The following is a 12,668-nucleotide window of genomic DNA, read 5'->3' as shown; positions in this document are numbered from 1 at the left end:
TTTCCGGGGCTTGCAGCGGCGGTATCGGGCTCGACTCGTCGATTTGAGCGCCGCCGCAACCAAAAAGTCCGTTGCACCGTTTTGGCCGAAATTGTAGCTCTGTCGGCGATTGGCAATGTGCCGGATCGAATTGTTCGCATCCGAATGCCGGTCAATCAGTTCAATCGAGAGGGGTATTCCCAAATGAAGAAGTCGATCACTCTGTCGCTCGTCCTTGCCACCTCGCTGGGCCTCGCTGCCTGCGGTGAAAAGGCTGCCGACGAAGCAGCTCCGGCCGCCGAAGACACCGCGACCGTCGAGGGCGCGGCGGACGGCGCGATGGAAGCGGCCGAAGGCGCCGCCGATGCGACCGCCGCTGCGGCCGACGCGACCGCGAATGCTGCCGGCGACGCCGCCGCTGCCGCGAACACGGCTGCCGACAAGGCGAGCGAAGCTGCCGACGCCGCCAAGGAAGCGACCGACGCTGCCAAGGGCGCGATGGAAGAAGCCAAGAAGTAATCGCTTCCTGGCATTCGACCAGTTGAAAAAGGGGTCGTCGGCACGCGCTGGCGGCCCCTTTTCACATGGTTGCCCCGGACCAGCGGACCGGCATCGCTCGCCGGTTGCCAAGGGCTTCATCCACCGCTAATTCTTCGCGCAGTGGTCGCGGGCCGGCCACCGCCCATTCGAAAGGAATTTCTATGCGCAAGATCATTATCGCCTCGATGGCCGCAGCGGCGTTCAGCCTCGCCGCCTGCTCGGAAAAGGCGCAGGACGAAACCGCCGAAGCGGGCGCCGCCGTCGCTGACGATGCCGCGGCTGCGGGCGATGCCGTGGCCGAGGGCGCCTCTGACGCCGCCGACGCGACCGCCGATGCCGCCAAGGACGCCGGTGCGGCGGTCGAGGGCGCGGCCAAGGATGCCGGCAATGCGGTCGAAGGCACGGTGAACGCCGCCGGCGACGCCGCCAAGGCCGCGGGCGACAAGATCGCCGCGGAAACCAAGAAGGCCGAAGCCAACGACAAGAAGTAAGTCGCTGGCGGGCTTTCGCCTTGCTATGAAGGGGCTCCATTCCATGAGGATGGGGCCCTTTTTCGTGGGAGAGGCGACATGATCCATCGCGTTGCGATCATCGCGGCGCTCGTGCTGCTCCTCGCCGCGGGATGCAGCCGCACCGACAACGAGCCCGGCCCCGGCGGCGTCACCGTCAGCGAAGCAAAGGCGCTCGACGACGCAGCCGAGATGCTCGAAAGCCGCGACGGCGCGGCGGACGCGGATACGGACGCCGGACGGTAGCACCCGCCTCCCGCAACGCCCTTTCCACCGCGGCCGCCCCGTCCTATGCTGCCGCTGCTCCGCGACTGGCGCTGAAGATGGAGTCCCATCGGGAAGCGGGGTCCGGCCGATGGCCGGCACGAGCCGCGCGCCTGGGTGATCCATTGCATGGCGAGGAGCATCCGCGTGACCGAAACCACCGCCCCCGAAAACACCCCCCAAACCACCATCGTCTTCCTTCTCTTTCCGGGCATCACCCAGCTCGACTTCACCGCGCCCGCGCAGGCGTTGAGCCGGATGCCCGGCGCGGTGCTGGCCGGTGCGGCGGCAATCCGCGCGCCGATCGCCACCGACAGCGGCTTTTCGATCATCCCGACGCATGATTTCGCGGACTGTCCGCAGGCCGACATCCTGTGCGTGCCGGGCGGTCATGGCGTCGCCGCGGCGCTGGGCGATGCGGCGACGATCGCCTTCATCGAACGGCATGCCGCGGGCGCCCAATGGGTGACGAGCGTGTGCACCGGCGCTTTCCTGCTCGGCCGCGCCGGCCTGTTGCAGGGGCAGCGCGCGACGACGCACTGGGCCTATGCTCATCTGCTGCCGCTGGTCGGCGCGGAGGCGGTGAAAGCGCGCGTCGTCGAGGACGGCCGCGTCGTCACCAGCGGCGGCGTGACCTCCGGCCTCGATTTCGCGCTGACGCTGATCGGTCGCCTGCGCGGTCCCGTGGTCGCGCAGGCGATCCAGCTGGCGATCGAATACGACCCCGCGCCACCCTTTGCCGGCGGCCACCCCGACCGTGCGCCGCAGGCGGTGACGGCGGGGCTGAAGGCGCGCGTCTACGACGCGGCCGCCGCCCACATGGAAGCGGCGCTGCGGGCATGAAAAAGGGGCCGGAGGATCGCTCCCCCGGCCCCGATTTTCCAGCATATGCCGGCTGGGATGCGGGACTTAGAAGTCCATGCCGCCCATGCCGCCCATGCCGCCGCCGCCCATCGGCATCGCCGGCTTGTCTTCGGGCAGTTCGCTGACCGCCGCTTCGGTGGTGATCAGCAGGCCGGCAACCGACGCCGCATCCTGAAGCGCGGTGCGCACGACCTTGGTCGGGTCGATGACGCCGGCGGCCTTCAGATTCTCATAGGTGTCGGTCGCGGCGTTGAAGCCCTGATCGACATTGTCTTCGCGCAGCAGGTTGCCCGCGACGACCGCGCCGTCGTGGCCGGCGTTGGCCGCGATCTGGCGCAGCGGCGCTTCGATCGCCTTGCGGACGATGTCGATGCCGCGCGTCTGGTCGTCGTTGACGCCCTTCAGCCCGTCGAGCACCTTGGTCGCATAGAGCAGCGCGGTGCCGCCGCCCGAGACGATACCTTCCTCGACCGCGGCGCGGGTCGCGTGCAGCGCGTCGTCGACGCGGTCCTTGCGCTCCTTCACCTCGACCTCGGTCGCGCCGCCGACCTTGATAACCGCAACGCCGCCGGCGAGCTTCGCCAGACGTTCCTGCAGCTTTTCACGGTCGTAGTCGCTGGTCGTGGTCTCGATCTGGGCGCGGATCTGCTCGACGCGGGCCTTGATCGCATCGGCTTCGCCGGCGCCGTCGACGATGGTCGTGTTGTCCTTGTCGATGGTGACGCGCTTCGCCTGGCCCAGCATGTTCAGCGTGACCGATTCGAGCTTGATGCCCAGGTCTTCGCTGATCATCTCACCCTGCGTCAGGATCGCGATGTCCTGCAGCATCGCCTTGCGGCGATCGCCGAAGCCCGGCGCCTTGACCGCCGCGACCTTCAGGCCGCCGCGCAGACGGTTGACGACGAGGGTCGCCAGCGCTTCGCCTTCGATGTCCTCGGCGATGATCAGCAGCGGACGGCCCGACTGCACGACCGCTTCGAGGATCGGCAGCATCGACTGGAGGTTCGACAGCTTCTTTTCGAAGATCAGGATGTACGGATCGGCGAGTTCGACCGTCATCTTTTCAGGGTTGGTGATGAAATAGGGGCTCAGATAGCCGCGGTCGAACTGCATGCCCTCGACGACGTCGAGTTCGAATTCGAGGCCCTTGGCTTCCTCGACGGTGATGACGCCTTCCTTGCCGACCTTCTCCATCGCCTCGGCGATCTTCTCGCCGACTTCGGTGTCACCGTTGGCCGAGATGATGCCGACCTGCGCGATTTCCGACGAGCCAGACACCGGAGTCGAGCGGGCGGCGAGATCCTCGACCACCTTGCCGACGGCGAGGTCGATGCCGCGCTTGAGGTCCATCGGGTTCATGCCCGCGGCGACCGACTTCATGCCTTCGCGGACGATCGCCTGCGCCAGCACGGTCGCGGTGGTGGTGCCGTCACCGGCCTTGTCGTTCGCCTTGCTGGCGACCTCGCGCAGCATCTGCGCGCCCATGTTCTCGAACTTGTCCTTGAGCTCGATTTCCTTGGCGACGCTGACGCCGTCCTTGGTGATGCGGGGAGCGCCGAAGCTCTTGTCGATCACGACATGCCGGCCCTTGGGGCCCAGCGTGACCTTGACGGCGTCGGCGAGGATGTCGACGCCCTTGAGGATCCGCTCGCGCGCGTCGCGCGAAAATTTAACGTCCTTGGCAGCCATTGGCTCGTTCCTTTCAAAGGCGCAGGAAACTGCGCAACTTCACTCTCAATTCGATGGACGGACTCAGGCGAGAATGCCGAGGATGTCCGATTCCTTCATGATCAGCAGCTCTTCGCCGTCGACCTTGATCTCGGTGCCCGACCACTTGCCGAACAGGATGCGGTCGCCGGCCTTGACGTCGAGCGCGATGCGGTCGCCGTCCTCGTCGCGGGCGCCCTCGCCGACGGCGACGATCTCGCCTTCCTGCGGCTTTTCCTTGGCGGTGTCGGGGATGATGATGCCGCCGGCCGTCTTTTCCTCGGCTTCGATACGGCGGACGAGCACACGATCGTGCAGCGGACGAAATTGCATGGATATCCCTCCAGAGGTGCAAATGATGTCACTTAGCACTCACACCAGGCGAGTGCTAACAGGCGGGCATATGGGTCGCACCCCGTGGGGCGTCAAGCGGAGTCCAACGAAAATTTTACGTCTGCTCGGCTAGAGCATCCAGATGGGGGGCGAAGTTCCAGTCATCAAGGAGGCGGAGGCCGTCGATCTGCGCGCCTTGCGCGAGCGGGGACAACTGCTGCGCGGGGAGTTTCTGGACGCCTTCGCCAAGCTTGAAGCCGCCGTGATGGATTATATTGTCCGGCTTGAGTTGAAGGCCGCGCCCGGCACCCCCCTCACTCAAAAGCTGACCCGCCTTTCAGGAGCGAAAGACCACTTCGTCCATCCGAAAAAGCTGGAAGAGCGAATCAAGGCGATCACGCTTCTCAACGACAAGCGAACCGACCTCGTCCATGCTGTATTGACCGTGATCGTGCGATATGACGGCAGCAAAGCCATCGAAAACTGGTTCGGGTTCCAGAATGCTTGCCACACGGACAAGAAGCTTCGAATTCTAACGGTCGAGGAAATGAAGGACATGGTTCGAGAAGCGAAGCAACTCTCCAGCCAGTTCAGCCACCAGCAACTTAAGGAAGCAGCCCCAGCCGCGCCCGCATCCGCCAGCGCATGAGCAGCAGCGCGGCGACGACGACCAGTCCGACCGCGAGGCCGATCCAGATGCCGACGCCCGCCATCGGGGTCCAGAAGCCGAGGTAGATCGCGGTGCCATAGCCCGCGATCCAATAGCCGCACACCGCGATCAGCATCGGGATGCGCGTGTCCTGCAATCCGCGCAGCACCCCCGCGGCGACCGTCTGCGCCCCGTCGAACAGCTGAAAAGCGGCGGCGATGACGAGGAACTGCATCGCGAAACCGACGAGCGCGGCGTTCTTCGTATCGCCCACATCGACATAGAGCGACAGCACCGTCGCCGGATAGAGCCACATGCCGAGCGCGGTCAGCACCATGAAGCCGATGCCGAGCCACAGCGAGGCGCGGCCGGCGAGCGCGATGGCGCGGCGGTCGCGCGCGCCATAGGCGAGCCCGACGCGGATCGTCGCCGCCTGCGCGACGCCGAACGGAATCTGGAAAGCGAGCGCCGCGATCTGGAGCGCGATCGTATGCCCGGCCAGCTGCGCCTCGCCGATCCGGCCCATCAGGAAGGCGGCGCCGGTGAACAGCCCCGCCTCGGCAAGGATGGTCAGCCCGATCGGGGTGCCGATGCGGACGGTCTCGACGAAGCGGCTCCATTCGCTGCGCCACCAGTTGCCGAACAGATGATAGCGCCGCAGCCGCCGGTCGCTCTGGATCACCACGACATAGGCGATCAGCATCGCGGTGCTGGTCAGCACGCTCGACAGCGCCGAGCCGTGGAGGCCGAGCGCGGGCAGGCCGAGGTGGCCGAACACCAGTGTCCAGTTGCCGAGCGCGTTGACGAACAGCGCGAGGAAGGTGATCGCGGTCGCGATCGTCGGCCGCCCGAGCGCCGAGACGAAGATGCGCAGCACGCTCGCCGCGATCATCGGCGCCATCCCCCACATCAGGATCAGCAGGAAAGCGGCGGCGCGATGGGTCAATTCGGGGTCCTGCCCGGTCGCGCGCATGATCGGCCCGCCGGCGGCGCACACGCCCATGAAGACGAGCGAGACGAGCAGGCTGAGCCACAGCGCCATGCGCACGGTGCGCCGCACCTCGCGCACGCTGTGCTTGCGCCGGCCGAGTTCGGCGGCGATCAGCGGTGCCGCGGCGCCGACCAGCCCGGTGCCCGTCCACAGCAGAAGGCCGAAGATCGCGACGCCGAGCGACGAGGCGGCGAGCGCCGTGTCGCCGAGCCTTGCGACGAAGATCACGTCGATCGCATGGACGAGCATCTGGAGCAGGTTCGCGGCGGCCAGGGGCCAGGCGAGCGCCAGTGTTTCGCGGAATTCGACGCGGAATGTCCGCGGCGGTTCCGCGGTCAGGGGGTGGGCCTGATCGAGCATGGCCGGCCCGGATAAGCGCGGGGTTCCAGCGGTTCAATAGCGACGGGGCGAGGCGTGCGGTTTGACGAGCGGGGGTGATAAAAAGGCCACAGCCGTTCCCTTCACCCCGGATTTATTCCATCCACATTGCCGTCATCTCGACCGCGAAGGCGAGGAAGGTCAGCGTCAGCCCCACCACGAACAACCGATAGGCATAGGCCAGATAGCGATATTTGCGCCGCGCGAGCACGACGCCATTCTGCCAGGTGTCGCGCAGCATCACCTCGTAGAGGTCCTCTTCAGTGCGCAGGCGCGCCTTGATCGCGGCGATGAACTCATCCTCCCCCATCTGCGCGAAATGGCCGAAGAAGAGGAGATTGCCGCGATCTTCGCCGTCGCGCGCGGCCGGCGGCGCCTTGCCGACGCGCGGCAGCACGGCGGAGATGGCGAGCAGCGCCGACAGGAAGGAAAAGGTCGCGAGGATCGCGAGCGGCGTCGTCAGCGCCCCCGCCCCGGCGCGCGCCTGTCCGATCGCGAGGGTGAAGACGACGAAGGTCGCGCCCATCAGGATCGACGCCTTCTGATCGGCCATCTGCGACAATTGCATCGTGATCTGCTGATTGGTGCGGACGAGATGGACCGCATTGGGCGGAAAGCCGGTCGCGGGCGGCGGCTCCACGCGTTCCGGCGCCTTTTTCGGCCGCTTCTCCGGTTCCTTGCTCATAGGCCATCCCCGATCATCGAACCGCACCAGCGATGGCATGCCGGGCGTCGATCGGCAAGATGCTGCCCGATTGCCGCCGCAATCGCTTGCCAAGGAACCATGGTCGCGGCATGTCCGCGCGATATTTCCACTTTTGGGACGCACCGAAATGAGCACCGCGCTGCGCGAGACGATTCACGGCCTGATCGAGCCGTTCAACAAGAAGGGCGTCGAACTGACCGACGCCACGACCTTTGCCGGCGACCTCGAATGGGACAGCCTGACCGTCATGGATTTCGTCGCCGAGGTCGAGGACAGTTTCGACATCATCATCAGCATGAACATGCAGGCGGAAATCGAGAATGTCGGCCAGTTGATCGCCGCGGTGGAGAAACTGCAGGGCTGACCTCTCTCGTTCCGTTCGTGTCGAGCGAAGTCGAGACACCCATCAGGAAAGTGCGAGGCCGAGGGGCATTTCGACTTCGCTCGATGCGAACGGATTTTGGAAGCATCATATGACCGATCTTTTCTCGAAATTCGACCCGCTGATCGAGCAGCGCGCGGCGCTGCTGTCGACCGGCGTCACCGATCCGTTCAGTCTGGTGATGGAAAAGGTGCTCTCGCCCACCGTCGCGATCTGCAACGGGCGCGAGACGATCCTGCTCGGCACCTACAATTATATGGGCATGACCTTCGACGAGGACGTCATCGCCGCGGGCAAGGACGCGCTCGACAAATTCGGCAGCGGCACGACCGGCAGCCGTGTCCTCAACGGCACCTATCAGGGGCACCGGGAGGTCGAGGAGGCGCTGAAGGACTTCTACGCCATGGATCATGCCATGGTGTTCTCGACCGGCTATCAGGCGAACCTCGGCATCATCTCGACGATCGCCGGCAAGGGCGACTACATCATCCTCGACATCGACAGTCACGCCTCGATCTACGACGGCTGCAAGATGGGCGATGCGGAGATCGTCGCTTTTCGCCACAACGACATCGAAGCGCTGGAAAAGCGGCTGAAGCGCCTGCCGCCCGAGGCGGGCAAGCTCGTCGTGCTGGAGGGCGTCTATTCGATGCTCGGCGATGTCGCGCCGCTGAAGGAGATGATCCGCATCGCCAAGGAGAATGGCGCGATGGTGCTGGTCGACGAGGCGCATTCGATGGGCTTCATCGGCGAGCACGGCCGCGGCGTCGCCGAGGCGCAGGGGGTGATCGACGACGTCGATTTCATCATCGGCACCTTTTCGAAGAGCGTCGGCACCGTCGGCGGCTTCTGCGTGTCGAACCATCCGAAGTTCGAAATCCTGCGGCTCGTCTGCCGCCCCTATGTCTTCACCGCCTCGCTGCCGCCGAGCGTCGTCGCGACCGCCGCGACGAGCATCCGCAAGCTGATGCACGGATCGAACAAGCGCGCGCATCTGTGGGAAAATTCGAAGGCGCTGCACAAAGGGCTGCGCGATCTGGGCTTCACGCTCGGCACCGACGAGCCGCAGTCGGCGATCATCGCCGTCATCATGCCCGATCTCGAAAGGGGCGCGATGATGTGGGAAGCGCTGCTCGAGGAAGGGCTTTACGTCAACCTCGCGCGCCCGCCGGCGACCCCCGCGGGCATGACGCTGCTGCGCTGTTCGCTGTGCGCCGAGCATTCGGCCGACCAGGTCGGCGAGATCCTCGGCCGCTTCGAGCGCGCGGGCAAGCGCACCGGCATTATCGGCTGAAACGAGCCTGCGCGCCGACCAGCGGATTCCTTTTCGGGGCGAACCGAGCATCGCGCCGCGTCCCGGGCGCTTCGCCGCTTTGCCCAGCCGCCGAATGCCGGTAAACAGGCGCGGTGTTCGAGCGGGATGGCGACAGTGAAAGCGAAAGCCGCCGGGAGCGCGTGCGCTTCTGGCTGACGGTCGGCGTCGGCACGATCCTGGTCGGGGTCGTCGCGGCGCTCGTGCTGCTGCTGATGCGCGCCAACGACAATTACGATCGGTCGCTCGGCTATCAGGCGCACAGCCTGGAGATGATCCAGCAGACGCGCAGCCTCGACGCCGCGCTCGCCCGCGCCGAATCCGCTCTCGGCCGCTTCGCGGTCGGGCTGCAGAAAGAGGACGGGCGCATCTATCAGCAGCAATGGGGCCTCGCGCAGCAATATCTGGCGCTGCTCCGGCGCAACGTGCGCGACAATCCCAAGCAGGCCGAACTGGTGCAGCAGCTGACCGCCGAACTCGCCCAGCGCGGCACGCAACTCGGGGACGCCGCGCTCAGTGCCAATTATCGCCAGACGGTCGCGGCGATCTCCAAATATAATGCGGCGGGGCACGACCCGGCGCTCGGCCGCATCGACAAGCTGCTCACCGAGCTGATCCGCAACGAGCGCACGCTGCTCAGCGAGCGCAACCGCATCGCCGCCTCCGACCGCGCGAGCCTGAACCAGGCGATCCTGCTCTTCTCGCTGCTCGGCGCGCTCGCGGCGGTGATCGCCATCGCGGCGAGCTTCTCGCTCGTGCGAGCGGAAAGCGAGCGGCGCATGGCGCGGCGCGAGCAACTCGCCGAGAGCGACCGCGCGATGCTGCTCGAAGCCGCGGTCGAGGAACGGACCGCCGAACTGGCGAAAGCCAACGAGGCGCTGCGCGGCGAGATGGTCGAGCGCGAAGCGGCCGAGGCGCAATTGCGGCAGGCGCAGAAGATGGAGGCCGTGGGTCAGCTCACCGGCGGGATCGCGCATGATTTCAACAATATGCTCGCGGTCGTCGTCGGCGGGCTCGAACTGGCCCAGCGCTGGCTGTCGGAAGCGCCCGACAAGGCGCAGCGCCACCTCGGCAACGCGCTCGACGGCGCCAACCGCGCCGCCGACCTGACGCGGCGGCTGCTCGCCTTTGCTCGGTCGGAGCCCGCCCGTCCCGAATTCACCCCCGTGGACGAATGCATCGCGAGCTTCGCCGAACTGATCGAACGCACGATCGGCGACCGGATCGCGCTGTCGCTCGACCTCGGCGCGGAAGGGCTCGCCTGCCGGCTCGACCGGCAGCAGTTCGAGAATGCGCTGCTCAATCTCGCGGTCAACGCGCGCGACGCCATGGGCGGTCACGGCACGCTCGTCATCCGCACGCTGCGCGACGAAAGGGCCGAAACCGCGGCGCTCGCGGTGCAGGTGATCGACAGCGGCTGCGGCATGGCGCCCGAGGTGATCGAACGCGTGTTCGACCCCTTCTACACCACCAAGCCCGCCGGGCAGGGCACCGGGCTGGGCATGACGCAGGTCTTCGCCTTCTGCCGCCAGTCGGGGGGCGAGGTGCAGATCGCCTCGACCGTCGGCGAGGGGACGAGCGTCGCGATGCTGCTGCCGGTCGCGCGGCCCGGTGAAACCGACGCGGCGGTGGCGGACGGCGGCAAGGCTCTTTCCGACGCACCGTCCCACGCGCTCGACATATTGGTGGTCGAGGACGACCGGCGCGTTCTGGCCGCGACGGTCGATGCGGTCGAGGAACTGGGCCACCGCGCGGTCGCCTGCAACGATCCGCTGAAGGCCGAGGCGCTGGTCGCGGCCAACGGCGGGTTCGACCTGATCCTGTCCGACGTGCTGATGCCCGAACTCACCGGGCCGGAAATGGTGGAACGGCTCAAGGCGCGCTGGCCCGACCTGTCGGTGCTGTTCGTCACCGGTTACGCCGGCGACGCAAGCGAGATCGCGAGCTTCGGCGACCACGACGTGCTGCGCAAGCCCTTCACCCTCGCCGCGCTCGACCAGGCGATCCGCCGCTGCCGCGACGTCCCCGCGCCCGAGCCGGGCGCGGCGACGCTCGCGCGCGCGACCTCGTCCTAGACTCTGATGACTTTAGATTGACCCACTTCGTCATTGCGAGCGGAGCGAAGCAATCCAGAGCGGTTTGCGCACACTCTGGATTGCCGCGTCGCTTCGCTCCTCGCAATGACGATTCCAACTCATGTCATCATGTTCTAGCGGATCGCGCCGCTCCGCATCAGGCGCGGGACCAGCGTCAGCGCGGCGAGCAGCGGCCAGCGGCGCTGCCAGGGCTTGATCTCGATCTTCGTGCCCGCGTGGCGATTGATCTTCCACGCCAGATAGTCGATCCCGCCGGCATAGGTCAGGCTGGCCTTGGCGAGCCGCACGATGCTGAGCGCCTTGCCCTCGATGCGGCGGCGCGTCCAGCCGCCGCTCGGCGCACCCACCGGGATGGCCGCGGCGGCGGCCTCGCCGAAATCGCGGTAGCGGTCGGGATCGGCGTCGACCACCGACTGCGCGCGGCTCGCCCGCTCGGCACGCAGCTCGACCGAATAGGTGAGCGAAAAGGCGCGGCGCCACCAGTCGAGGATCGATTCGCCGCCGAGGCGTCCGGCCGCCGCGAGCAGCGTCGGCGCCGCGCGCGCCACCACCGCCGCCGCCTTGTCGCGCGCGGTGTCGTCGACCGCCCAGACGAGCCGCGACGGCTGCGCGAAGCGCGCCCAGACCGACACGTTGCGCGTCTCCGGCCCGTTCAGCCGGTGGAAGTCGCTTTCGCTGAGCACCGCATATTTGGCCATCAGCCCGCCCGCCTGAAAGGGAAAGACGTTCGGCGGGATCAGGCGGTTGGCGAACGCCATCCAGCGTTTCGGATAGGCATCGCCATAGTCGGAGACGATCAGGTAGAAATCGAGCATCAGCCCGTCGAGCTGCGTCTCGCGCAGACAGCTCCCATAGAAGAGCACCGCGCGTGCGCTGCCCGGATATCGGGCCGCGATCGCCGCCGCCATCGCCGCGACGCGCGGATCGACGGGGAGCGCCAATTCTTCGCGGACGAGGCTGGCGATGTCGCGCACGGGCCGACGCTCAGGCTGCGAGACGCAGGAAGGGCACCGGCTGGGTCGAGGTCAGGATGATCGGCCGGCCGCCCGAGGTCTCGAAAATCTCGCCGTCGAGGATGACGTTCGAACGCTCGCCCTCGATATGGATTTCGTCGCCCTGCTGGAAATGCACGCCTTCGAGCGGCTTCTGCCCCAGCGTGCCGCGCCAGGCCGCGCCGAGCATGCGGAACAGCGCGCCGACGCTGCTGTCGGTCGCGAGCAGCTTCATATGGCCGTTGGTCCCATGGGCATCGCTGGTGCGGATGCTGAGCAGCAGCTTTTCCAGCGTCGTGATGATCAGCAGCGAGAATTTGCCCTTGAACTCGCCCTGGCGGACGAGCGAGACCGTCATCGGCTGCGGCTTGGGCGGCAGGCGTCCGCCGCCGATCCCGAGCACCATCGCGAACAGGCCGAGAATCGCCGCGAGCACGTGCGACAGCCCGTTCGGCAGGCCGAGCGGATAGATGCGGTTGCGGCAATAGAGCATGACGTCGGCGAGATAGGCGCCGCCGAGGAACATGCCGAGCACCGGCCGCGCACCGCCGCTGTCGAGCGCGATGAGCTGGCGTTCGATGACATGGTCCTCGAGCGATCCGGCCTCGACCAGTTCGACGACGCGCCGCAACGCCTTGATCGGGTCGCCCTCCGCGCCGAGGTCGAGCGCGATCAGGTTGGTCTTGCCATTGGGCAGCACCGCGACCGGCGGCGGCGACCCGCCGAAATGCCCCCCCGAATAAAGCTCGGTCAGCGCCGCCTGCACCGTGCCGTCGCCACCGTTGATCGCGACGACGCGCGGCGAGACCATCGCGATGGTGCGGATCGCCTCGCCGATCTGGTCGACATGCTCGACCTCATAGTGAAAGATGTCGGGGTGCGCCGCGCAATATTCGCGCACGCGCGGCAACAGCGAACGGTTGCCCGTGGAGCGCGGATTGGAAAGAAGCGCGACGCTGGCCACTA

General features: G+C 66.9%; 14 protein-coding genes and 1 riboswitch. Of the genes, 8 read left to right on the top strand and 6 right to left on the bottom strand.

Features of this window, described 5'->3' with window-relative positions:
- The first annotated feature begins 183 nt into the window (after positions 1–183).
- The 4 genes from AC2S9W_RS06685 to AC2S9W_RS06670 all read left to right on the top strand — a co-directional run bounded on the left by AC2S9W_RS06685 (position 184) and on the right by AC2S9W_RS06670 (position 2,135).
- A complete protein-coding gene (locus AC2S9W_RS06685) occupies positions 184–498 on the top strand; it encodes a hypothetical protein (RefSeq protein WP_067105229.1) in 315 nt (104 codons plus the stop codon).
- Between the two features lie 182 nt (positions 499–680).
- Positions 681–1,010, top strand: coding sequence for an entericidin EcnAB (locus AC2S9W_RS06680; RefSeq protein WP_076073977.1), 330 nt, complete (start codon positions 681–683; stop codon positions 1,008–1,010).
- 78 nt (positions 1,011–1,088) lie between these two features.
- Complete coding sequence (locus AC2S9W_RS06675; protein ID WP_076073974.1) at positions 1,089–1,274, top strand: hypothetical protein; 186 nt, start codon at positions 1,089–1,091, stop codon at positions 1,272–1,274.
- 51 nt (positions 1,275–1,325) lie between these two features.
- A riboswitch (ZMP/ZTP riboswitch) is annotated at positions 1,326–1,418 on the top strand.
- Positions 1,419–1,439: 21 nt separating this feature from the next.
- A complete protein-coding gene (locus tag AC2S9W_RS06670; protein WP_486571755.1) occupies positions 1,440–2,135 on the top strand; it encodes a DJ-1/PfpI family protein in 696 nt (231 codons plus the stop codon).
- A gap of 66 nt (positions 2,136–2,201) precedes the next feature.
- Here AC2S9W_RS06670 and groL read toward each other — a convergent pair whose 3' ends face one another.
- Together groL and groES are read right to left on the bottom strand one after the other, a co-directional pair.
- Positions 2,202–3,845: a chaperonin GroEL gene (groL, locus tag AC2S9W_RS06665; protein WP_067105233.1), complete on the bottom strand. Its 1,644-nt coding sequence runs from the start codon at positions 3,843–3,845 to the stop codon at positions 2,202–2,204.
- A 63-nt stretch (positions 3,846–3,908) separates the two neighbouring features.
- Positions 3,909–4,196 carry a co-chaperone GroES gene (gene groES, locus AC2S9W_RS06660; protein WP_076073969.1) on the bottom strand — a complete coding sequence of 96 codons (288 nt, stop codon included), beginning with the start codon at positions 4,194–4,196 and terminating at the stop codon, positions 3,909–3,911.
- Between the two features lie 142 nt (positions 4,197–4,338).
- Here groES and AC2S9W_RS06655 point away from each other — a divergent pair, with 142 nt between their 5' ends.
- Positions 4,339–4,845 (top strand): hypothetical protein, encoded by a 507-nt coding sequence (locus AC2S9W_RS06655; protein WP_104959318.1) that lies wholly within the window; start codon positions 4,339–4,341, stop codon positions 4,843–4,845.
- On the opposite strand, the gene AC2S9W_RS06650 is transcribed toward AC2S9W_RS06655, so the two are convergent.
- Positions 4,802–6,196 (bottom strand): MATE family efflux transporter, encoded by a 1,395-nt coding sequence (locus tag AC2S9W_RS06650; protein ID WP_199775050.1) that lies wholly within the window; start codon positions 6,194–6,196, stop codon positions 4,802–4,804. The genes AC2S9W_RS06655 and AC2S9W_RS06650 overlap by 44 nt on opposite strands.
- A 112-nt stretch (positions 6,197–6,308) precedes the next feature.
- Positions 6,309–6,899 carry a Pycsar system effector family protein gene (locus AC2S9W_RS06645; protein ID WP_076073964.1) on the bottom strand — a complete coding sequence of 197 codons (591 nt, stop codon included), beginning with the start codon at positions 6,897–6,899 and terminating at the stop codon, positions 6,309–6,311.
- A gap of 148 nt (positions 6,900–7,047) precedes the next feature.
- On the opposite strand from AC2S9W_RS06645, the gene AC2S9W_RS06640 reads away from it, so the two are divergent.
- From AC2S9W_RS06640 to AC2S9W_RS06630, 3 genes are all read left to right on the top strand, one after another.
- Positions 7,048–7,284 (top strand): acyl carrier protein, encoded by a 237-nt coding sequence (locus AC2S9W_RS06640; RefSeq protein ID WP_067105237.1) that lies wholly within the window; start codon positions 7,048–7,050, stop codon positions 7,282–7,284.
- 109 nt (positions 7,285–7,393) lie between these two features.
- Positions 7,394–8,596, top strand: a complete 1,203-nt coding sequence (gene spt, locus AC2S9W_RS06635; RefSeq protein ID WP_067105238.1) for a serine palmitoyltransferase — start codon at positions 7,394–7,396, stop codon at positions 8,594–8,596.
- A gap of 113 nt (positions 8,597–8,709) precedes the next feature.
- A complete protein-coding gene (locus tag AC2S9W_RS06630; RefSeq protein ID WP_104959317.1) occupies positions 8,710–10,689 on the top strand; it encodes an ATP-binding protein in 1,980 nt (659 codons plus the stop codon).
- A gap of 134 nt (positions 10,690–10,823) precedes the next feature.
- Here the strand turns inward: AC2S9W_RS06630 and AC2S9W_RS06625 are convergent, their stop codons facing one another.
- Together AC2S9W_RS06625 and AC2S9W_RS06620 are read right to left on the bottom strand one after the other, a co-directional pair.
- Positions 10,824–11,684, bottom strand: coding sequence for a hypothetical protein (locus AC2S9W_RS06625; RefSeq protein ID WP_076073956.1), 861 nt, complete (start codon positions 11,682–11,684; stop codon positions 10,824–10,826).
- A 10-nt stretch (positions 11,685–11,694) separates the two neighbouring features.
- Complete coding sequence (locus tag AC2S9W_RS06620; RefSeq protein ID WP_067113740.1) at positions 11,695–12,666, bottom strand: diacylglycerol/lipid kinase family protein; 972 nt, start codon at positions 12,664–12,666, stop codon at positions 11,695–11,697.
- Positions 12,667–12,668: the final 2 nt, after the last annotated feature.

It is taken from the genome of Sphingopyxis sp. 550B (genome assembly GCF_057401805.1).
The sequence above is the reverse complement of the archived record's forward strand: the minus strand, read 5'-3'. Positions and strand labels throughout refer to the sequence as shown.